20 protein-coding genes are annotated in these 21528 nt (G+C 73.2%); 14 read left to right on the plus strand and 6 right to left on the minus strand.

Annotated features, from left to right (window positions below):
- Positions 1 to 23: 23 nt before the first annotated feature.
- Positions 24 to 1202 carry an acyltransferase family protein gene (locus ACIRFL_RS33205; RefSeq protein ID WP_404035908.1) on the minus strand — a complete coding sequence of 393 codons (1179 nt, stop codon included), beginning with the start codon at positions 1200 to 1202 and terminating at the stop codon, positions 24 to 26.
- A 228-nt stretch (positions 1203 to 1430) separates the two neighbouring features.
- On the opposite strand from ACIRFL_RS33205, the gene ACIRFL_RS33210 reads away from it, so the two are divergent.
- From ACIRFL_RS33210 to mug, 7 genes are all read left to right on the plus strand, one after another.
- Positions 1431 to 1856, plus strand: a complete 426-nt coding sequence (locus ACIRFL_RS33210; RefSeq protein WP_404035911.1) for a GNAT family N-acetyltransferase — start codon at positions 1431 to 1433, stop codon at positions 1854 to 1856.
- Positions 1857 to 2168: 312 nt separating this feature from the next.
- Positions 2169 to 3509, plus strand: coding sequence for a hemolysin family protein (locus tag ACIRFL_RS33215; protein ID WP_404035914.1), 1341 nt, complete (start codon positions 2169 to 2171; stop codon positions 3507 to 3509).
- On the plus strand, positions 3506 to 4519 hold the full coding sequence (locus ACIRFL_RS33220; RefSeq protein WP_404035917.1) for a hemolysin family protein: 1014 nt from the start codon (positions 3506 to 3508) through the stop codon (positions 4517 to 4519). Before ACIRFL_RS33215 ends, ACIRFL_RS33220 begins: the two co-directional genes overlap by 4 nt.
- Positions 4520 to 4583: 64 nt before the next feature.
- Positions 4584 to 5393, plus strand: a complete 810-nt coding sequence (locus ACIRFL_RS33225; protein ID WP_404035920.1) for an SGNH/GDSL hydrolase family protein — start codon at positions 4584 to 4586, stop codon at positions 5391 to 5393.
- Positions 5394 to 5403: 10 nt separating this feature from the next.
- Positions 5404 to 5745 (plus strand): DUF4326 domain-containing protein, encoded by a 342-nt coding sequence (locus ACIRFL_RS33230; RefSeq protein WP_404035923.1) that lies wholly within the window; start codon positions 5404 to 5406, stop codon positions 5743 to 5745.
- A gap of 72 nt (positions 5746 to 5817) precedes the next feature.
- Entirely contained in the window at positions 5818 to 7260 is a 1443-nt protein-coding gene (purB, locus tag ACIRFL_RS33235; RefSeq protein WP_404035926.1) for an adenylosuccinate lyase, read from the plus strand.
- Between the two features lie 44 nt (positions 7261 to 7304).
- Positions 7305 to 7868, plus strand: coding sequence for a G/U mismatch-specific DNA glycosylase (gene mug, locus ACIRFL_RS33240; RefSeq protein ID WP_404036039.1), 564 nt, complete (start codon positions 7305 to 7307; stop codon positions 7866 to 7868).
- Here the strand turns inward: mug and ACIRFL_RS33245 are convergent.
- From ACIRFL_RS33245 to ACIRFL_RS33255, 3 genes are read right to left on the minus strand one after another with little or no spacing between them, the layout of a single operon-like run.
- On the minus strand, positions 7846 to 8289 hold the full coding sequence (locus ACIRFL_RS33245) for a hypothetical protein (RefSeq protein ID WP_404035929.1): 444 nt from the start codon (positions 8287 to 8289) through the stop codon (positions 7846 to 7848). The two genes, mug and ACIRFL_RS33245, sit on opposite strands and share 23 nt — an antisense overlap.
- Positions 8290 to 8330: 41 nt before the next feature.
- Positions 8331 to 9059, minus strand: a complete 729-nt coding sequence (locus tag ACIRFL_RS33250) for an ABC transporter permease subunit (protein ID WP_404035932.1) — start codon at positions 9057 to 9059, stop codon at positions 8331 to 8333.
- 2 nt (positions 9060 to 9061) lie between these two features.
- Entirely contained in the window at positions 9062 to 9982 is a 921-nt protein-coding gene (locus ACIRFL_RS33255; RefSeq protein ID WP_404035936.1) for an ATP-binding cassette domain-containing protein, read from the minus strand.
- A 106-nt stretch (positions 9983 to 10088) separates the two neighbouring features.
- On the opposite strand from ACIRFL_RS33255, the gene ACIRFL_RS33260 reads away from it, so the two are divergent.
- From ACIRFL_RS33260 to ACIRFL_RS33270, 3 genes are all read left to right on the plus strand, one after another.
- Positions 10089 to 11243 (plus strand): sensor histidine kinase, encoded by a 1155-nt coding sequence (locus tag ACIRFL_RS33260; RefSeq protein WP_404035939.1) that lies wholly within the window; start codon positions 10089 to 10091, stop codon positions 11241 to 11243.
- Between the two features lie 14 nt (positions 11244 to 11257).
- Entirely contained in the window at positions 11258 to 11923 is a 666-nt protein-coding gene (locus ACIRFL_RS33265; RefSeq protein WP_404035941.1) for a response regulator, read from the plus strand.
- Positions 11924 to 12023: 100 nt separating this feature from the next.
- Positions 12024 to 13181, plus strand: a complete 1158-nt coding sequence (locus ACIRFL_RS33270) for an ROK family transcriptional regulator (RefSeq protein ID WP_404035944.1) — start codon at positions 12024 to 12026, stop codon at positions 13179 to 13181.
- A gap of 24 nt (positions 13182 to 13205) precedes the next feature.
- Here ACIRFL_RS33270 and ACIRFL_RS33275 read toward each other — a convergent pair whose 3' ends face one another.
- Positions 13206 to 13967 carry a GntR family transcriptional regulator gene (locus ACIRFL_RS33275; protein ID WP_404035947.1) on the minus strand — a complete coding sequence of 254 codons (762 nt, stop codon included), beginning with the start codon at positions 13965 to 13967 and terminating at the stop codon, positions 13206 to 13208.
- A 235-nt stretch (positions 13968 to 14202) separates the two neighbouring features.
- Positions 14203 to 15087 carry an RNA polymerase sigma factor SigJ gene (gene sigJ / locus ACIRFL_RS33280; protein ID WP_404035950.1) on the minus strand — a complete coding sequence of 295 codons (885 nt, stop codon included), beginning with the start codon at positions 15085 to 15087 and terminating at the stop codon, positions 14203 to 14205.
- A gap of 181 nt (positions 15088 to 15268) precedes the next feature.
- On the opposite strand from sigJ, the gene ACIRFL_RS33285 reads away from it, so the two are divergent.
- The 4 genes from ACIRFL_RS33285 to ACIRFL_RS33300 all read left to right on the plus strand — a co-directional run bounded on the left by ACIRFL_RS33285 (position 15269) and on the right by ACIRFL_RS33300 (position 21501).
- Complete coding sequence (locus ACIRFL_RS33285) at positions 15269 to 16111, plus strand: alpha/beta fold hydrolase (protein ID WP_404035952.1); 843 nt, start codon at positions 15269 to 15271, stop codon at positions 16109 to 16111.
- A 285-nt stretch (positions 16112 to 16396) separates the two neighbouring features.
- A complete protein-coding gene (locus tag ACIRFL_RS33290) occupies positions 16397 to 17983 on the plus strand; it encodes an alkaline phosphatase D family protein (protein ID WP_404035955.1) in 1587 nt (528 codons plus the stop codon).
- A 237-nt stretch (positions 17984 to 18220) separates the two neighbouring features.
- Complete coding sequence (locus ACIRFL_RS33295) at positions 18221 to 19669, plus strand: GNAT family N-acetyltransferase (RefSeq protein WP_404035958.1); 1449 nt, start codon at positions 18221 to 18223, stop codon at positions 19667 to 19669.
- 140 nt (positions 19670 to 19809) lie between these two features.
- Complete coding sequence (locus tag ACIRFL_RS33300) at positions 19810 to 21501, plus strand: DUF885 domain-containing protein (RefSeq protein WP_404035960.1); 1692 nt, start codon at positions 19810 to 19812, stop codon at positions 21499 to 21501.
- The last annotated feature ends 27 nt before the right edge of the window (positions 21502 to 21528 follow it).

Below are 21528 nucleotides of genomic sequence, written 5' to 3' on the forward strand. Positions count from 1 at the left end.
GGTATCGGGGACCGGACGTGGGCCTAGCGGGCGGCTCTTGTGAACGCGGTGTCGAGTCCGGTCTTCAGGAGCTTGGCGACCGGGCGCTCGACGAACCGGTGCACCAGCCAGCTCAGCACCAGGAAGGCCGCGATCACGACCGCGACCACCAGCCGGGCGTCCATCGTGTCGCGCAGGCGGTGGATCAGCGTCGTACCGGCCACGTAGTGCATCAGATAGAGCGGGTAGGTCAGGAAGCCGGCGGTGACCAGCCACTTCCAGCGGATGCGGTCGGTGAGGCCGAGCGCGACGGCCACCATGACCAGCATGAACACGGTGAAGATCAGTACGGCTCCGCGCCAGCTTGAGACACCCTCGTACTCCACGCGCATCCCCAGCTCCCGCTGGCCCATCAGCCACGCCATGGCCAGGATGCCCCACAGCATCAGGTCCTGGCCGAAGCGGTGCATGAGGTAGAGGGCGAGACCGGCGATGAAGTACCAGGCGCCGCTCGGGTCGGCCACCAGACTCAGCAGCGGCAGCTTGGCGACCGGCGCGAGCATCGCCGCCGCGCCCCACACACAGCAGAACACCACGACCCTGCGGTACGTCAGACCCATGGCGACGACGACCAGGAACAGGAGGTAGAAGCGCAGCTCCGACCAGAGGGTCCAGTAGACGGGATCGACGTTCGGCACGCCCGAGCCGGCCTGGAGCATCGTGAGGTTGAACAGGACGTCGCGCAGGGCGAGCCGGTCCCACACGCCGGGCAGCGCCACCAGCACGCCCGTGGTGAAGACGACGCCGAACCAGTAGGCGGGGTACAGGCGGATCACCCGCGAGACGAAGAACTGCCGGGGGGTGCGGCCCCAGCAGGACATGCAGATGACGAAGCCGCTGATCACGAAGAAGATCTCGACGCCTATCCAGCCGAAGGAGGCGAACCGGAACACCGTGGGCATCAGGTCGGACACCGGCCGGTCCCAGATCGCGTTGCCCGGCCGGTCGACCCGCTTGGTGCCGGCGTAGTGGTGCAGGACCACCATCAGGGCGGCGACCAGGCGGATGCCGTCGACGACGTACAGCCGGGGGCGGCCCCGCCCGGCGGTCGCGCGCTTCGAAGCGGACTCCGGTCGGGGCGAACGCTCGGCGAGTGCGACGCCGCCGGTGGATGTCGACGAGCTGCCGTCCACAGCGTGCATCAGGGCTAAGCCATCCCTCATGAGGCAACCTCGGGCCTTGTGGCCCACGGACGGCTCACGCTACGTCCACGCCTTCCGCGCCATCGGGGCAGGAGCGAATAAATCACGCACGCCGTGACAGAGAGTTACCGCATCTCTCATCTGCCGGACGCGCAACGTTCTCCATTGCTTCACTTCGTCTCACTGCGCGGGCGGCGCGCCCGCGGAAACGGTTCGCCAGGCGGGCGGGCGCTCTGCTTGGCTCGCCGCATGAGTGATCTCCACATCCGCCACGCCAGCCCGGCCGACATCGACACCGTGCTGCGGTTCTGGCGCGAGGCCGCGGAAGGCACCAGCATCAGCGACGACCACGACGGAGTCGGCCGCCTCATCGCACGGGACCCCGAGGCGCTGCTCCTCGCCGAGCGCGAGCGCGACGGGCTCCTCGTCGGCACGGTGATCGCGGGCTTCGACGGATGGCGGTGCTCCGCGTACCGGCTTGCCGTGCACCCGGCGCACCGTCGGCAGGGCATCGCCACCACCCTGCTCGAAGCGGCCGAACAGCGCTTCGCCGCCCTCGGCGGCCGACGGGTCGACGCCATGGTCCTGGAGGCCAACGAGCGGGCCCATCGCCCCTGGGGCGCGGCCGGCTACCACCGCGAGGACCACTGGCGCCGCTGGGTCAAACCGCTGTGAGCAGGCGCCTCGGCCCACGGTGACAAACCCCGACCCGCGCCTCAGCCACACCGAGAGCAGACCCCGGCCCGGTACGCGCGGCATGCGCGGCGGGTCGCCGGGTACTCACCGCAAGGGCGCGGGCGGCGGCCGGGGCCCCTCTCGCCGACCGGCACCCTTTGCTCGTCCTTTACTATTGAAGGATCATGGGGCCGCCCGGCCCCCCTGCCCCGGTGACGAAAGGTGTGAGCGTCCGCCCATGGACGAGCCTCCCAGTCCGCGACATCGAGCGATCCTCCCTGCCCTGGCCGATCATGGGACGGAGGTGAACCGATGACCGAAGTGCTCCTCCTGCTGGTGGCGGTCCTGCTCTCGCTCGCCTGCGGCGCCTTCGTCGCCGCCGAGTTCTCGCTGACCACGGTGGAACGCGGCGAACTGGAGCGCGCCGCCGAGCGCGGCGAGCGGGGCGCGGCCGGCGCCCTCAAGGCCGTACGGAATCTGACGTTCCAGCTCTCCGGGGCGCAGCTCGGCATCACGGTCACCAACCTGGTGGTCGGCATGCTCTCCGAGCCGTCCATCGCCCGGCTGATCGCGGGCCCGCTCAGGGCCCTCGGCGTCCCGTCCTCCGCGTCCGGCTCCATCGCGCTGGTCATCGGCACCGCGCTGTCCACGGTGTTCCTGATGGTCGTCGGCGAGCTGGTGCCCAAGAACTGGGCGATCTCCTCGCCGCTGGCCGTCGCCCGGCGGGTGGGCAGTCCGCAGCGCTGGTTCAGCGCCGCCTTCCGCCCCTTCATCACGCATCTGAACAACACCGCCAACCGCGTGGTGCGCCGCTTCGGCGTGGAGCCGGCCGAGGAGCTGGCCTCCGCGCGCGGACCGCAGGAGCTGGCGGCGCTGGCCCGCCACTCCGCCAAGCAGGGCGCCCTGGAGGCGGACACCGCCGAACTGTTCGTACGGACCCTGAACCTCGCCGACCTCACCGCGGAGAACGTGATGACCCCGCGGGTCCAGGTCGTCGCCCTCGACGTCCAGGCGACCTGCGAGGACGTGGCGAACGCGACCCGGGCGACCGGGCTGTCACGGTTCCCGGTCTACCGCGGCGGCCTGGACACGGTGGTCGGGGTCGCGCACATCAAGGACGTGCTGGCAGTGCCCGGCGAGGAGCGGGCCCGCTGCGGCGTCGCGCAGGTGATGCGCGAGCCGCTGCTCGTCCCCGAGTCGCTGACCGTGGACCGGCTGCTGGACCGGCTCTCCGGCAAGCGCACGATGGCGGTCGTCATCGACGAGTACGGCGGCACGGCGGGCGTGGCGACCCTGGAGGACATCGTCGAGGAGGTCGTCGGCGAGGTGCGCGACGAGCACGACCCGCACGAGACGCCCGACCTCGCCCCCGCCGGGGCCGACGAGGAGGGCAGGGCCGTCTACTCGGCCGACGGCGCCGCCCGCACCGACCAGCTCGCCCGCGTGGGCCTGCGGGCGCCCGAGGGCCCGTACGAGACCCTGGCCGGTCTGGTCGCCACCGAGCTGGGCCGGATTCCCGCGGTCGGCGACCGCATCGAGGTCGCCGGGTGGCGGCTCGACGTGGTCGACGCCGCCGGGCACCGGGCCGCCCGGGTGCGGCTGCACGCACCGCTCGACACCGGGACCGACGCGAGCGCGGAGGACGAGAAGTGACCGCCGTACAGCTGCTGATCGGTCTGGCGACCCTCGTCGTCAACGCCTTCTTCGTGGGTGCCGAGTTCGCCCTGATCTCCGTGCGGCGCTCGCAGATCGAACCGCACGCCGAGTCGGGCGAACGGCGCGCGAAGATCGTGCTGTGGGGCCTTGAGCACGTGTCCGTGCTGATGGCCGCCGCCCAACTGGGCATCACCCTGTGCACGCTGGTCCTGGGCGTGGTCGCGGAGCCCGCCATCGCCCATCTGCTGGAGCCGGTCTTCCACGCGGTGGGTGTGCCCAAGGGCGCGGGCCACGCCGTGTCCTTCGTGATCGCGCTGGCGCTGGCGACGTATCTGCACATGCTGCTCGGCGAGATGGTGCCCAAGAACATCGCCCTCGCCGAGCCCGTGCGCAGCGCGCTGCTGCTCGGTCCGCCCCTGGTCGCGCTGTCCCGGGCGCTGCGCCCGGTGATCTTCGCGGTCAACGCCTTCGCGAACGCCCTGCTCAAGCTGCTCAGGGTCGAGGCGAAGGACGAGGTCACGGCGACGTTCTCGGACGCGGAACTGGCCCAGATCGTGAAGGACGCCGGCGCGGCGGGCCTGATCGACGACCGGGCGCAGGAGCGGCTGCACGACGCCCTGGAGCTGGGTCGGCGTCCGGTGCGCGACGTGGTGGTACCGCTGGCGGACGTGGTCTACGCGCGCGTGGGCGTCACCCCCGAGCAACTGGAGCAGCTGTCCGCGCAGTCGGGCTTCTCCCGCTTCCCGGTCGTGGACGAGGGGCGCCGCATCGTCGGCTATCTGCACGTCAAGGACGCGCTGGACGCCTCGCCGCGGGACATGCCGCTGCGGCTGCGGGACATGCGGTCCGTCGCGCGCGTGCGGGAGAGCACACCGCTGGACGACGTGCTCACCGCGATGCGGGGCAGCCGTACGCATCTGGCGGCCGTCATCGGGACCGACGGGCGGCTGGCCGGCCTGGTGACGATGGAGGACGTGCTGCGGGAGCTGTTCGGCCAGCACGCCTGAGGCCCGGCGGGGCCCCGGCCCGACCGACCGGCGGGTACGTGCGCGGGATACCATCGCTGACGCCATGCAGACGATCCCCGTGCCTCCCCCGCCCGCCCCGCATCCCTCGCACACCAGCCTGGTCGCGGTCGGCGACTCCTTCACCGAAGGCATGTCGGACCTGCTGCCGGACGGCTCCTACCGGGGCTGGGCCGATCTGCTCGCGGCACGGATGGCCGCCCGGAGCCCCGGGTTCCGGTACGCCAATCTCGCGGTGCGCGGCAAGCTGATCGGGCAGATCGTCGACGAGCAGGTCGACGTGGCGGCCGGTATGAACGCCGACGTGGTCACGCTGGTCGGCGGGCTGAACGACACGCTGCGGCCCGGGTGCGACATGGGGCGGGTGCGGGGGCTGCTGACGGAGGCGGTGGAACGGCTGGCGCCCTCCTGCAAGCAGCTCGTGCTGATGCGCAGCCCGGGGCGCCGCGGACCCGTCCTCGAGCGGTTCCGGCCGCGCATGGAGGAGCTGTACGCCTGCGTCGACGCGCTCGCCGAACGCCACGGCGCCCTGGTCGTGGACCTGTACGGGGCGCCGTCGCTGGCCGACCCGCGGATGTGGCACGCGGACCGGCTGCATCTGACGGCGGACGGGCACCGCCGGGTCGCCGAGGCCGTCTGGCAGAGGCTCGGCTACGCCGCCGAGGACACCGAATGGCACGTTCCGCTGCCCGCCGAGGCGCCGCCGGGCTGGGTCACCCGGCGAACCGCGGACGTGCGGTTCGCCCGGCAGCACCTGCTGCCCTGGATCGGGCGCAGGCTGACCGGGCGTTCCTCCGGCGACGGCCGCCCGGCCAAGCGCCCCGAGCTGCTCCCCTACGAGGGCCCCACGGCGTAGCGTCGCGGCCATGACCACCCGGGTGATCAACCTCAGGGGCCGGATCCACGACTTCGGCCCCCGCCTGGAGAACGCCCCCGCGGACGTCGTGTACGTGGGCCGCCGCTGGACCCTGGGCGGCTGGGACCTGCCCCGGCATCCGCTGTACAACCCGTTCGCCCACCACACCGCGGCGAAGCGACGGGACGGCACCCGGGCCGAGGTCATGGCGATGTACCGGGCGTATCTGCTGGAGCGACCCGGGCTGCTGGAGCTGGTGCCGGGGCTGCGCGGCCGGACCCTCGCCTGCTGGTGCGCGCCCGAGATGTGCCACGCCCAGGTCCTGGCGGAGCTGGCGGACACCGTGGCATGACCCCGCCCCACCAGGTCCGTGGGCGTATGCGCGCTCCGGAGCGGGTCCGGACAGCCGGTATGCTCCGTACACGTGACTTCCGCTCCCGCCAAGCCCCGCATCCCGAACGTCCTCGCCGGACGCTACGCCTCCGCCGAACTGGCCACGCTCTGGTCGCCCGAGCAGAAGGTGAGGCTGGAGCGGCAGCTCTGGCTCGCCGTGCTGCGGGCCCAGAAGGACCTCGGGATCGAGGTGCCGGAAGAGGCGATCGCCGACTACGAGCGGGTCCTCGACACCGTCGACCTGGCCTCGATCGCGGAGCGCGAGAAGGTCACGCGGCACGACGTGAAGGCGCGGATCGAGGAGTTCAACTCCCTCGCCGGGCACGAGCACGTGCACAAGGGCATGACCTCCCGCGATCTGACGGAGAACGTCGAGCAGTTGCAGATCCGGCTCTCCCTTGAGCTGATGCGCGACCGCACGGTGGCCGTCCTGGCACGCCTGGGCAGGCTGGCAGGCGAGTACGCCGAGCTGGTCATGGCGGGCCGCTCCCACAACGTCGCCGCGCAGGCCACCACGCTCGGCAAGCGCTTCGCGACCGCCGCCGACGAACTGCTCGTCGCCCACGGCCGCGTCGAGGAACTGCTCCGCCGCTATCCGCTGCGCGGCATCAAGGGCCCGGTCGGCACGGCGCAGGACATGCTGGACCTGCTGGGCGGCGACGCGTCGAAGCTCGCCGAGCTGGAGGAGCGGATCGCCGGGCACCTCGGCTTCGCGCACGCCTTCACCTCCGTCGGCCAGGTCTATCCGCGTTCGCTGGACTACGAGGTGGTGACCGCGCTGGTGCAGCTGGCGGCGGCGCCGTCGTCGCTGGCCAAGACGATCCGGCTGATGGCCGGGCACGAGCTGGTCACCGAGGGCTTCAAGCCGGGCCAGGTCGGCTCCTCCGCGATGCCGCACAAGATGAACACCCGCTCCTGCGAGCGCGTCAACGGCCTGATGGTGGTCCTGCGCGGCTACGCCTCGATGACCGGCGAACTCGCGGGCGACCAGTGGAACGAGGGCGACGTGTCCTGCTCGGTGGTGCGCCGGGTCGCGCTGCCGGACGCCTTCTTCGCGCTGGACGGCCTGCTGGAGACCTTCCTGACCGTGCTCGACGAGTTCGGTGCCTTCCCCGCCGTCATCGCCCGCGAGCTGGACCGCTATCTTCCGTTCCTCGCCACGACCAAGGTCCTGATGGGTGCCGTGCGGGCCGGTGTCGGCCGTGAGGTGGCCCACGAGGCCATCAAGGAGAACGCGGTCGCCACGGCGCTCGCCATGCGTGAGCAGGGCGCCGAGCGCAACGACCTGCTCGACAAGCTGGCCGCCGACGAGCGGCTGCCGCTGGACCGGGAGGCGTTGCGGACGCTCATGGCCGACAAGCTGTCCTTCACGGGTGCCGCGGCCGACCAGGTCGGCGTGGTCGTCGGCCGGATCGAGGAGATCGTCAAGCAGCACCCGCAGGCCGCGGGCTACGTCCCCGGAGCGATCCTCTGACCCGCTTGACCCGGGCGGAGCTGGAGGCCGCCCGCGACCGTCTGGTGCCGGACGTGGTCGCGGACGGTCTTCGCGTGCTGTTCTGCGGCATCAACCCCGGTCTGATGACGGCCGCGACGGGCCACCACTTCGCGCGCCCCGGCAACCGGTTCTGGCCGGTGCTGCATCGGTCCGGGTTCACACCGCGGCTGCTGAAGCCGTCGGAGCAGCGGGAGTTGCTGTCGTACGGGCTGGGCATCACCAACGTGGTGGCACGGGCGACGGCGCGGGCCGACGAGCTGTCCGCCGCGGAGTACGCCGAGGGCGGGCGGCTGCTCGCCGCGAAGGTGACGCGGCTGCGGCCGAGGTGGCTGGCCGTGGTCGGAGTGACCGCGTACCGTGCGGCGTTCGACGACCGGCGGGCGCAGGTGGGGCCGCAGGAACGGCGCATCGGGGACACCCGCGTATGGGTGCTGCCCAACCCCAGCGGTCTGAACGCGCATTGGACGGCGGAGACGATGGCCGAGGAGTTCGGGCGGCTGCGGGAGGCCGCGTACGACCGGAGCCGGGTCGCGGCGGCCGATGCCGTGCTGGATCCGGGGCGGGTCACGGCGGGTCCAGGTTCGTGACGACGGCCAGGAGCTGGAAGGGCAGCTCCCCGTCCCACTGGGAGACGCCGAGGGCGACCCAGCGGTCCGCGCCGGGCGCCCGCCACAGGTCGAGGTCGGGCACATGCCCGCTGAGCGCGGCCCACGGCCGGCCGGTGTCCTCGCCCCGCGTGGTCCGTTCGAACACGCTGTACAGGCTGATGCGCTCCGGCGGCCCCCACCGCTCGGTGAGCCGCGCACCGAGCCCGTCCCGGTCGGCCTCGTACTGCGTCTCGGTCTCCGCCCGCTGCGCGCCGCCGTCCTCCCAGAAGTCGCCGCTGGTCTGTAATTCCGCTATGTGGTAGCCGGGCCCGCTCTCGCCGTGCTCCGTCCTGCCGTGCTCCGCGGGGAATCCCCGGGTGCACAGCAGGTCGATGAGGGCCAGGTGCCGCGCGATGTCCATGGGAGCCAGTAAAGCGGGCACCACTGACAATTGGCGCTGTGTCAGGCGTCCCGCCGGTGCACGCACCACGCTCCGGCGAGCAGTGCTGCCGCCGTCCACAGCGCGGTCACCGCCAGTCCGGTCCACGGGCCGAGGCCGCCGTCCCAGTCGCTGTGCAGGATCACTTGACCGGCCCGGTCGGGCAGGTAGTCGGCGGCGTTGCCGGACAGGTCGCCGACGACGAAGGAGATGATCAGGAGCAGCGGGATCAGCAGGCCCAGCGTGGCCGCTCCGCTGCGCAGCACGGCCGCGATCCCGGCCGCGAACAGCGCGATCAGCGTCAGGTAGATGCCGCAGCCGACCGCGGCCCGCAGTCCCTCGGCCCAGGCCGGCCGGTCCGATGAGGCCCCGAGCGCGGCGCGGCCGACGAGCAGGGTCGCCGCCCCGGTGACCAGGCCGACGGCGAGGACGGGCAGCGCGATCGCGGTGGCCTTCGCCGCGAACCACCGCCGCCGGTCGGGCACCGCGGCCAGCGTCAGGCGCAGCGCGCCGCCCCGGAACTCGGACGACACGGCCGTCGCGCCGAACGCGATCGCCGCGATCTGCCCGAAGGAGATGCCGAAGAACACGGCGAACAGCGGGTCGTTGTCGTCGCCGTCGGCGGAGGCGAGCGCGCCGAAGGCGACGGTCGCGACGAGCACCGCGCCCAGGCCGGCGACGAGCGAGCGCAGCGTACGGATCTTGATCCACTCGGCGTGGAGGGCGGGCTGGAACGTGGAAGGGGACGACACGGTCATACCTCCTGCGGCTGGGCGGTGAACTCGGCCTCTGCCGACGTCAGATCGAAATACGCCTGCTCCAACGTGGCCTCCTCGGCGGCGAGTTCAAGGGCGGGGACGCCCGCGTCGGCCATGAGGCGCCCGATGTCCTCCACGCGCGCGTCCCGCACGGTCCACTGACCGCTGTCGGTCGAGGCGGCGTCGTAGCCGTGCCGGGCGAGCAGGCCGGCGAGCGCCGTCCCGTCGGTCGTGCGGACCCGCACGCCGGGCCGTACGCGCGCGTGGATGAAGTCCTGCAGCGGGGTGTCCGCCAGGAGGCGTCCGCGGCCCAGGACGACGAGGTGGTCGGCGAAGGCCGCGGTCTCGTTCATGAGGTGGCTGGAGACCAGGACGGTGCGGCCCTCGCCCGCCAGCCGGCGCAGCAAGGCGCGGATCCAGACGATGCCTTCAGGATCGAGGCCGTTCGACGGCTCGTCGAGGAGGACGACCCCGGGATCGCCGAGCAGCGCGGCGGCGATCCCGAGCCGCTGCCGCATGCCCAGGGAGTACGTCCTGACCCGGTGCCGCGCCACCGCCGCGAGCCCCGTCTCCTCCAGCACGGCGTCGACCCGGCGCTCGGCGATCCGGTTGCTCGCCGCCAGGGCGCGCAGGTGGTCGCGCCCGGTGCGGGAGCCGTGCGCGGCCTGCGCGTCGAGCAGCGCGCCCACATGACGCAGAGGCTCACGGAGTTCGGCGTAGGCACGGCCGCCGACCGTCGCGGTCCCGGAGGTCGGCCGGTCAAGGCCCAGGACGAGCCGCATGGTGGTGGACTTCCCGGCGCCGTTGGGGCCGAGGAAACCGGTCACCAGGCCGGGGCGGACGCTGAAGGTGACATGGTCCACGGCCCGCCGGGCGCCGTACTCCTTGCTGAGGTCTCGTACGTCGATGCAGGTCATGGCGCCATCCTGGCCGTTCGCGGGCGCCCGTTCCTCCCCCGCCGGTGCGGACCGTCTCCCCCGCCCGGGGGAGCCCGTTGTCGGTGGCACCTGCCAGGATGTCCGGATGGCCCGCTTCCTCAGCCCGCTGCTGCGGGGGACGACGTACACGCGCTTCCTGCACCTGTGGGTGCCCGCGCTGATCGTCAGCGTGTGGCTGTTCGTCTCCCCGTCGACCCCGTGGGTGCCGGCGGCCGTCCTGATCCCGGTGGGGCTCATCGGGGCGGTGCGGACCGGCGAGGGGGTGCAGGCGCGGCTGCTGCTGACACCCGGCGAGGAGGAGCCGGGCATCTCGGTGGCGTCGGCGGCGACATGGCGGGACAGGCTGCGCACCGTGCTGTGGCTGGAGGTCCGGATGGCCCTCACGGTGCCGGCGGCCGTCGCCACCGTGTGGCTGCCGGCCCTGACCTATCTGCTGATCCGGCTCGCCTCGGGGCACACCGTGCCCGAGGTGCCGGTACTGGACCGGGCGCAGCCGCACTGGGCCTACGGACTGCTCGCCCCGCTCCCCCTGATCGCCCTGTACGGCGTGGTGGTGGGCCTCGGCGCGCTGGCCACCGCCCTCGCGCGGCGGCTGCTCGGCCCGTCCGCGGCGGAGCGTCTGGCCGCGCTGGAGGAACAGACCGAACAACTCCTGGAGCGCACCCGCATCGCGCGCGAACTGCACGACTCCATCGGGCACGCCCTGACGGTGGCGGTGGTGCAGGCCGGGGCGGCGCGGGCAGCGGGCGATGCGGAGTTCACCGACCGGGCCCTCGGCGCCATCGAGGAGACGGGCCGGGCCGCCCTGGAGGACCTGGAGCGGGTGCTGGGCGTGCTCCGCGAGACGCAGCGGCCGGCGAGCGCCCGTCCGACGCTGGCCGACGCCGACCGGCTCCTGGAGTCGGCGCGCGCCTCGGGTGCCAAGGTCGACGCGGAGATGACCGGTCCCCTGGAGACGGTCCCGGGTCCGGTCTCCCGGGAGGGCTACCGCATCCTCCAGGAGGCGCTGACCAATGTGCTGCGGCACGCGGGGGCCGTGCCGGTCCTGGTCCGGGTCACGGTGGCGGACGGCGCGCTCGCCCTGGAGGTGCGCAATCCGCTGACGGCCGCGGTGTCCGGTGCCGGCCGGGGCAGCGGCCTGCGCGGCATACGCGAGCGCGCGGCCCTGCTCGGGGGCAGCGCGCACACGGGTCCGGACGCGGGCGACTGGCAGGTGCGCGTGGAGCTGCCGGTGCACTGATCTAGGCTGGCCGGATGCCGGTCACCGTTCTGATCGTCGATGACGAACCCCTGGTCCGCGCGGGGCTGCGCGCGGTCCTCGATGCGCAGCCCGACATCGAGGTGGTCGGGGAGGCGGCCGACGGCGCGGCGGTGATCCCTCTGGTGCGGCGGCTGCGGCCGGACGTGGTCGCCATGGACGTCAGGATGCCGCTCCTGGACGGGATCGAGGCCACGCGCGCGGTGCTGCGCACCGTGGCCGATCCGCCGAAGATCCTGGTGGTGACCACATTCGAGAACGACGAGTACGTGTACGAGGCGCTGCGTGCCGGTGCCGACGGGTTCTTGCTGAAGCGGGCCCGGCCCACGGAGATCGCGCACGCGGTGCGGCTGGTCGCCGAGGGCGAGTCGCTGCTGTTCCCGGCGTCGGTGCGGCAGCTCGCCGCGCGCTACGGCGACGACGGGCACGGCAACCGGGCGGCGCGGGCCGCGCTGGAGCGGGCCCGGCTGACCGAACGGGAGGCCGAGGTGCTGCGGTTGATGGCTCGTGGGCTGTCCAACGCGGAGATCGCCGCCCGGCTGGTCGTCGGGACGGAGACGGTCAAGTCGCATGTGAGCGCCGTCCTGGCGAAGCTCGGGGCGCGGGACCGCACCCAGGCGGTGATCGCGGCGTTCGAGTCGGGCTTCGTCGCGCCGGGCTGAACGCCCGCGCAGCGCACGGCAGTCGGCGCCCGGCACTCGCCGGGCCCCGCGGCGCCGAGTACGATCCGCCCAACACGCGCACGAGCTGGGAGGACGGACGGTGGGGCGGCTGACCGGCGGCGATCCCTCGCTGCTGCGAAGGATCAATTCCGCGGTGGTGCTGCACGCGATGCGTGCCACGGACTGCGCGACGCTCACGGAGATCACCCGGGTGACCGGGCTGTCCCGGCCGACCGTCGAAGGGGTCGTCGAAGGGCTCATCGAAGCCGGCCTCGTGGTGGAGACGGCGGCCGAGGAGGGCGCCGCACGCCGTCAGGGGCGCCCCGCGCGGCGGTTCCGGTTCCGGGCCGAGGCCGGCCATCTGCTGGGCCTGGAGATCGGCGCGCACCGCGTCGCGGCGCTCCTGTCCGACCTGGACGGCCGGGTGCTGGGCGCGCAGGCCAAGGACGTCGACGAGCGGGCCGACGCGGACGAGCGGCTGGAGCGGCTACGGACCGCCGTGGCCGAGCTGTTGCGGCGGGCCGGGGTGGCGCGCAGCTCGCTGCGGGCCGTCGGGGTCGGCACGCCGGGGATCGTGGAGGCCGACGGGACCGTACGGCTGGGCACGGCGCTGCCGCAGTGGACGGGCCTGCGGCTCGGCGAGCGGCTGAGCCGTTCCTTCAAGTGCCCGGTGCTGGTGGAGAACGACGCCAACGCGGCCGCCGTCGCCGAGCACTGGAAGGGCGCGGCGACCGACTCGGACGACGTGGTGTTCGTGCTGGCCGGGCTGAGCCCGGGCGCCGGAGCGCTGATCGGCGGGCGGCTGCACCGTGGGTTCGGCGGGGCGGCCGGGGAGATCGGCGCGCTGCATCTGCTGGGCCGTGAGGTGACCCCGGAGACGCTGCTGTCCACCACGGACCAGCCGCTGCATCCGCTGGACGAGCAGGCGGTCGCCGAGGTGTTCGCGCTGGCACGCAAGGGCGACCGGCGGGCGCGGGCCGCCGTGGACCGGTTCATCCAGCGGCTCGTGCACGATGTGGCGGCGCTGGTCCTGGCGCTCGACCCGGAGCTGGTCGTGATCGGCGGCTGGGCGGCCGGCCTGGACGGCGTCCTGGAACCGCTGCGCCATGAACTCGCCCGCTACTGCCTGCGCCCGCCGAAGGTCACCCTTTCCCTGCTCGGTGAGGCGGCCGTGCCCATGGGCGCGCTGCGGCTCGCCCTCGACCACGTGGAGGAGCAGCTGTTCGCGGTGGAGGGCACGGCGACGGCCCGGCGGTGATCCGTCGGTCACGGCGTCTCGCGGTTACGAGGCCTGCCGTTCGGGTCCGTGGTGGATCTCCACCTTGCCCGAGTCACCGAAGGTGAGGCGGCAGGTGTCCGCGCGGTACACGGCGACGGACAGCGCCGCCGTGCGGCCCTCGGCGAAGAAGCGCGTCGTGACGACCAGCACGGGCGCCCCGGGGAGCCGGTCCAGTTCCTTGGCGTCGTCCGCGCCTGCCGAGCCGAGTTCCACGGCGCGGTCCTCGCCCTCCAGGTGCAGGCGCTGCAGTTCGCGCAGCACGGCACGCGCGCGTGCCGGGCCGGCGGGGGCGTCGATCGCCGACAGGTCGGGCACCGAGGACGCGGGGACGTAGAGCAGTTCGGCGGCCACCGGCCGGCCGTGGGAGACGCGGGTGCGGCGCACGGTGTGCACGGGCTCGTCGGCGCCGGTCTCCAGGGCCGTGGCGACGGCCGCGGGCGGCACCGCCTGCGTGCAGTCGGTGCTCTGCCAGGCGTCTTCCGCGGCGCCCGGCCAGGCGTGCTGTTCGGTGCCGACGGCGACGCCGACGCGCGGCGGGGCCACGGTCGTGCCGACACCGCGGCGGCGCTGGAGCCGGCCTTCCAGTTCGAGCTGTTCGAGGGCCTGGCGGAGCGTGGCGCGGGCCACGCCGAAGCGGGCCGCGAGGTCCCGCTCGTTGGGCAGGATCTCACCTACCGAGAACTCGGAGTCCAAGGCCTCACTGAGCACGGTCCTGAGATGCCAGTACTTCGGTTCCGGCACCGATTCCAGCTGCGTGGTCCCCACCCTGTCCTCCGCGATCGGCGTGGTCCGGCGGCGTTTTAGCGCCCTTGTTTATTAAAGGTTGTTGCACTTATCTGCGACGATAGGGCGGCGCTCACCCTTGGTCAAGACCAATCCTCGATCCCTCGGGCGGCGCGGGGGCCCGCCGCAGCGGAGCGTTCACGGACCGTTCGCACTCGGCCGCTGTCGTGACATGCCGGCAAAACCACCGTCGCAGGGGGCTTCGGGGCGGAGCGGATCAGCGACCGGCCAGGGACCGCAGCTTGTCGGGGTTGCGGACGAGGTACACCGTGTGGACGACGCCGTCGGCCACGTCCAGCTGCAGGACGGTGTCGGGCTTGCCGCCGCTGAGGGCGAGCACCGCGACGCCGCCGTTGGCCTCCAGGAGACGCAGGGACAGCCTCGACGCCTCCGCGGCCGTGACCGCGACGAGGAACCGGCCCACCTTGTCCGCCGTCTCCAGGACCCGCAGCGGCGCCTTCGCCTTGCCGCCGCTGTCGCCCACCAGGCGCACGTCCGGGGCGAGCAGCGACATCAGCGCCGCGAGGTCGCCGTCGGCCGCGGCGGCGAGGAACCGCTTCGTCAGATCCCGCCGCTCGGCCGGGTCGACCGTATAGCGCGGCCGTCGCTCGTCGACGTGCCGGCGGGCCCGCGCGGCGAGTTGGCGCACCGCCGCCTCGCCGCGGTCGAGTACGGCCGCGATCTCGGCGTACGGATAGCCGAAGGCCTCCCGGAGGACGAACACGGCGCGTTCCAGGGGCGACAGGGACTCCAGGACGACGAGTACGGCGAAGGAGACGGAGTCGGCGAGCACCGCGCGTTCGGCGCCGTCCGGGGCGCTGTCCGCGAAGTCGGTGACATACGGCTCCGGGAGCCAGGGGCCGGCGTACGCCTCGCCTCGCGCGCGGATCTCGCGCAGCCGGTCGACGGCCAGCCGGGTGGTGATGCGCACCAGGTACCCGCGCGGCTCGCGCACCTGGCCGTGGTCCGCGCCGGACCAGCGCAGCCAGGCGTCCTGGACGACATCCTCCGCGTCGGCCACGCGTCCGAGCATGCGGTAGGCGACTCCCATGAGGACGGGTCGGTGCGCTTCGAAGACGTCGGTCGGGGTGTCGGCGCTCACGGCCCCATCCCATCCAATGCGCCCCGCGATTGTCCAGGAGAGCACGGACTTCGGGGCGGGCGCGGTGCGTTGCACCGGGGCGGCGGCGGGACACGCGGGCCCCGGGGGCTACCCGTGGGTAGTAATTGCTGACAAGCTGTCTACCACTGTCCGCAGGCCCGTCCCAGACGAGGAGCACTCCATGTCCGCGACCGTCTCCTTCGAGGTCCCCACCGCGCACGGCCCACGGGACGTCACCGTCTCCTACGCGCGCGTGGGGCGCGGCGAACCACTGGTCCTGCTGCACGGCATCGGCCACCACCGGCAGGCGTGGGACCCGTTGGTGGACATCCTCGCCGTGGAACGCGACGTGATCGCCGTGGACCTGCCCGGGTTCGGCGCCTCCCCGGGCCTGCCGGACGGCCTCGCCTACGACCTGCCGACGACCAACGTCGTCCTCCGGGCGCTGTTCGAGGCCCTGGAACTGGACCGCCCGCACGTGGCCGGGAACTCGCTGGGCGGGCTGCTCGCCCTCGAACTGGGCCGCGAGAAGCTTGTACGGTCCGTCACCGCCCTGTCCCCCGCCGGATTCTGGTCGCCGAGCGAACGGCGTTACGCCTTCGGTGTGCTGACGGCGATGCGGCGGGCCTCACGGCGGCTGCCGCAACCCCTGGTCGAGCGGCTGGCCCGGACGGCGGCCGGCCGCACCGCCCTGACGAGCACGATCTACGCCCGGCCTGCCCGGCGTTCACCTCAGGCGGTCGTCGCCGAGACGCTGGCGCTGGCCCGGGCCACCGGCTTCGACGCGACCCTGCGGGCCGGCGGCGCCGTCCGGTTCACCGACGACATCCCCACCGTCCCGGTCACGGTCGCCTGGGGCACCCGCGACCTGGTGCTGGTGCGCCGTCAGGGCATCCGCGCCAAGCAGATCATCCCCCGGGCCCGGCTGGTGCGTCTGCCCGGCTGCGGGCACTGCCCGATGAACGACGACCCGGCCCTCGTCGCACGCGTCATCCTCGACGGCAGCCGCCGACCAGGCCAGTAGAAGCACCCCCGGCGACGGCGCCCCACAGGGGCGCGGGAACTGCGCGACCGGCCACGCCACCCCCGCAGCCGCCCACCGGCCTTCACACCCCGCAGGGCGCTCGCCTCGCGGCGCGATGCCCGTGGGCGATGCCTGGTGGTGGCGGGGCCCGCCGGGCCATGGAGGTGTCCTCCGGTTTCCGTGGCCGCCGGGCCAGTTGTTCACTTGTGGTTTCCGTGCCCGCTGCGGCACACCAGTAGTTGTGGCACTGCACACGGTCCGGTTCCCGACCCCGGAGGCGCAGTCATGTCACACCGTCCCTTCCCCGCCCGCCGCAGCGTCCTGCGCGGCTCCCTCGCCGCGTCCGCGGCCCTGGCCCTGCCGGCCGCCGCCGGCGCCGCACCCGCGTTCGCCCTGTCGGGGCGCCCCAAGGCGGGCTGGGGCGTGCAGGTCGGCGACGTGACCTCCGACTCCGGACTGGTGTGGGTGCGCTCGGACCGGCCGGCCCGGATGGTGGTGGAGACCTCGGCCACCGAGTCGTTCCGCAACCCGCGCAGATGGCACGGCCCGCTGCTGGGCCAGGGCACCGACTTCACCGGCACCACCCGGTTGCGCGGCCTGCCGTCCGGCGAACAGATCCACTACCGTGTGCTGCTCGCCGACCCGGACGACCCGCGGCGCACCGGCGAGCCGGTGGCCGGCACGTTCCGCACCGTGTCGGCGCGCCGCCGCGACGGCGTGCGGTTCCTGTGGTCGGGCGACCTGGCCGGCCAGGGCTGGGGCATCAACCCCGAACTCGGGGGCTACCGGATCTATGACGCCATGGCGAAGCTGGACCCGGACTTCTTCCTGTGCAGCGGCGACAACATCTACGCCGACGGCCCGATCAGCGCCACCCAGGCCCTGCCCGACGGCCGGACCTGGCGGAACATCACCACCGAGGAGAAGTCCAAGGTCGCCGAGACGCTGGCGGAGTTCCGCGGCAACTTCCGCTACAACCTGCTGGACGACAACCTCAAGCGGTTCAACGCGCAGGTCCCGTCGATCATCCAGTGGGACGACCACGAGGTGCGCAACAACTGGTACCCGGGCCAGGTGATCGCGGACACGGACGCCCGGTACACCGAGAAGAGCGTCGACGTGCTGGCGGCGCGCGCCCGGCGGGCCTTCAGCGAGTACTTCCCGATCCCGACGCTGCGGCCGGGCGCGAAGGACGGCCGCGTCCACCGCGTGGTGCGCTACGGCCCGCTGCTCGATGTGTTCGTCCTGGACATGCGGACCTACCGCAACGCCAACTCGCCCGACGACCAGACCGTGGACCCGCAGGGCATCCTCGGCCGCGAGCAGCTGGAGTGGCTCAAGCGGGAGCTGTCCCGTTCGCGCGCGGTGTGGAAGGTGATCGCCTCCGACATGCCGCTCGGCCTCGTCGTGCCGGACGCCACCGAGGGCAGGCCGAACATCGAGGCGGTGGCGCAGGGCGACCCCGGCGCTCCGCTGGGCCGTGAGCTGCAGATCGCCGAGCTGCTGCGGTACATCAAGCACCGTCGGATCACCGGCACGGTGTGGCTGACCGCCGATGTGCACCACACCTCGGCGCAGCACTACCAGCCGTCGCGGGCCGCGTTCACCGACTTCGAGCCGTTCTGGGAGTTCGTCTCAGGACCGCTCAACGCGGGTGCCTTCCCGGCCAGCGAACTGGACGGCACCTTCGGACCGGAACGGGTGTTCGTGAAGGCGCCGACCGCGTCGAACGTCTCCCCCGCAGGCGGCTACCAGTTCTTCGGCGAGGTCGACATCGACGGCCACAGCGGTGAGCTGACGGTGCGGCTGCGCGAGCAGGACGGCACGGTGCTGTTCACGCGGCGGCTGCAGCCGGGCCGGGTCGGCCAGTAGGCGCGGCGGGAGCCCGCCGGGCGGCCGGCTCCCGTACCCTCGATGGCGTGCCGCGCACCGGCGTCATCCCCCGGTGCGCGGCGCGATCGGCGACGCCTGCCGACCCCGCCGAGCCGCGCTTCTTCGTCTCCTGACACTCCCTCAGGCAAAAAGGCGGCAAAAGGGACAAAACTATGCTTTACCCATCAGTCACAGAGTGTTCGTGATCAGGCAACACCGTTCCTTCACAGTGGATGCATGACTGGAGACCTGTCGGATGTGACACGAGCGAGGCACGGGCGTCCCGTGCACCACTGGCGGCGGGACGTCGTGGAACTCGCCGCCCTCTTCACGGCCGTCGCGGTGGCGGACGTGGTGGCCAACCTGATCGGACACGGCCCCGACGGCCCGGCCCTGCTGGTGATCGCCGCTGCGGCGCTGATCGCCACGGCGGGGTTCCACACCTGGTGGGCACGGCGCCACGGTCACGCACCTCCCCCGAGCCATACCGGCGTCCGGCCGCCCGCCGAGCCGCGGCGGACCGGGCCGGCCGAACGGCCGGAGACGACACCCGGCGCCGTCGGCGGGGCGAGCGTGCTGTGGCGGATGCGGACGACGGTGCAGGACCGGCCCGGCTCGCTGGCCGCGCTGTGCACGGCCCTCGCAGGCCGCGAGGTCGACATCCTGAGCCTGCAGACGCATCCGCTGGCCGCGGGCACGGTGGACGAGTTCCTGCTGCGTTCCCCTGCGGACCTCACCGGCACCGAGATCACCCGGGTGGTCTCGGTGGCCGGCGGCGCGCACACCTGGATCGAGCGGGCCGACGCGCACGATCTGGTGGACGCCCCCACCCGGGTCCTGGGCCTTGCCGCGCGTACCGCGCTGGATGCCGCGGAACTCCCGCTGGCGCTACGGCAGTTGCTGGGCCGCTGCACCATACGCTCGCTGCCCGCCGCAGCGGCCGACGACGCACGGGGACCGGAGGCCGTACCGGCCGAGGGGGCGCTGGAGGACACCGTGCTGCGGCTGCGCGCGCCGGAAGGCGGAGTGATCACCGTGGAGCGGCCCTATCTGCCGTTCACCCCGGCCGAGTTCGCCCGGGCGCGGGCACTGGTGGAACTGGACGCGCGGCTCGGCCCGCGGATCCCCCGCAGCCAGGACGTGCTGACACTGGCCGAGGGCAATGCGATCACCGTGCGGCGGGCCGACCCGGGCGACCTGGAGGCGGCGAAGGCGATGCACGCCCGGTGCTCGTCGCGGACCCTGGGCCTGCGGTACCACGGGCCGGTCCGGGACGCCGACCGCTACCTCGGCCATCTGCTCGGCCCGCGCTTCGGGCGGACACTGGCCGTGCAGACCGCCTCGGGCCGCATCGTCGGCCTCGGCCATCTGCTGTGGGACGGCGACGAGACGGAGGTCGCGCTGCTCGTCGAGGACGAGTGGCAGCGGCGCGGCATCGGCGGCGAACTCCTCGGCCGTCTCGTCTCGATGGCCGTCGAGGCGGGCTGCGAGAGCGTGTACGCCGTGACCCAGGCGTCCAACACCGGCATGGTCGCCGCGATGCGCGGTCTCGGTCTGCCGCTCGACTACCAGATCGAGGAGGGCACGCTCGTCATCACGGCCCGGCTGGACGCCACCCCGGTCGTCTCGCGACCGCCGTACGACTGCGCGCGGCGGCGCTCCGACGGCCCGGCCGGCCGCGACTGACCGCGGGGCCGGGAGCGACCGGTGCTCGCCCGGCGGCGGTCCGCGGGCCGCCGCCGGCGGCTCTGCCCGCGCCCGCTCGGCGGTACGGGCGGCTCGCCCGGGGGTGACGAGAACATCATCGCCGTATGAGGATGGACGGCATGTCTGAATCCAAGAGCCCGCTGCCCCGCGAGGTGGCCGACGCCTATGTCGACGCACTCGTCGCCCTGGACCCGGTCACCGGTACCTACCTCGGAGTGAAGGAGAGTTCCAGTCGGCTGCCGGACTTCTCACCGGCGGGCCAGGAGGCCCTGGCGGAACTGGCGCGGAACACCCTTGCCGCGCTCGCGCAGGCCGAGCGGCGGCCCGGGGCGGACAGCGACGTGGAGCGGCGCTGCGCACGGCTGCTGCGCGAACGGCTCACCGCCGAACTCGCCGTGCACGAGGCCGACGAGGGCCTGCGCGCGGTCGGCAATCTGCACACCCCCGGGCACGCCGTGCGCGATGTGTTCACCGTGACACCCACCCAGACGGAGGACGACTGGGCGGCGGTCGCGCAGCGGCTGCGCGCGGTCCCGGCCGCGCTCGCGGGCTACCGCGAGTCGCTGACCCTCGGCCTGGAGCGGAAGCTGTACGCGGCCCCGCGTCCGACCGCCACGTTCGTCGACCAGCTCACCGAGTGGGCGGACACGGACGGCACGGGGCGCGGCTGGTTCGAGGACTTCGCCTCGGCCGGGCCCGAGGCGCTGCGCGCCGAGCTGGACGAGGCGGCGGGTGCCGCGACCGCCGCGGTGGTCGAGCTGCGGGACTGGATGCGGGACGTGTACGCGCCGGCCGTCGAGGGCGCCCCGAACACCGTGGGCCGCGAGCGGTACGCGCGCTGGTCACGCTACTTCAACGGCACGGACCTGGACCTGGACGAGGCTTACGCGTACGGCTGGGCCGAGTACCACCGCATCCTCGGCGAGATGCGCCAGGAGGCCCAGAAGATCCTGCCCGGTGCAGAGACACCATGGGTGGCGCTCGCCCACCTCGACGAGCACGGCGCGCACATCGAGGGCGTGGAGGAGGTCCGGGTCTGGCTGCAGGGCCTGATGGACCGGGCGATCGAGGAACTGGACGGCACGCACTTCGAACTCGCCGAGCGGGTACGGAAGGTGGAGGCACGTATCGCCCCGCCCGGCGGCGCCGCGGCCCCGTACTACACGGCCCCTTCGGAGGACTTCTCGCGTCCCGGCCGCACCTGGCTGCCGACCATGGGGCAGACCCGGTTCCCGGAGTACGACCTGGTGTCGACCTGGTACCACGAGGGCGTGCCCGGGCACCACCTCCAGCTCGCGCAGTGGGCACACGTGGCCGAAAACCTCTCCCGCTACCAGGCGACCATCGGCGGGGTCAGCGCCAACGCGGAGGGCTGGGCGCTGTACGCCGAGCGCCTCATGGACGAGCTGGGCTATCTGACCGACCCGGAGCACCGGCTCGGCTACCTCGACGCACAGATGATGCGCGCGGCCCGGGTGATCGTCGACATCGGCATGCACCTGGAGCTGGAGATCCCGGCGGACTCGCCGTTCCACTCCGGTGAGCGCTGGACGCCGGAGCTGGCCGAGGAGTTCTTCGCCGCGCACACCAGCCGGCCCGCCGACTTCGTGGAGAGCGAGATGACCCGCTATCTGACGATTCCGGGGCAGGCGATCGGCTACAAGCTCGGCGAGCGGGCCTGGCTGCTGGGCCGCGAGAACGCGCGCAGGCGGCACGGCGCCGCCTTCGACCTCAAGACCTGGCACATGGCGGCCCTGTCCCAGGGGTCGCTGGGCCTGGACGACCTGGTGGACGAGCTGTCCGCGCTCTGACCGACGGCACGGGCCGGCACCCGGGAG

The sequence above is a fragment of the Streptomyces sp. NPDC102462 genome, from assembly GCF_044765425.1.
Taxonomy (GTDB): Bacteria; Actinomycetota; Actinomycetes; order Streptomycetales; family Streptomycetaceae; genus Streptomyces.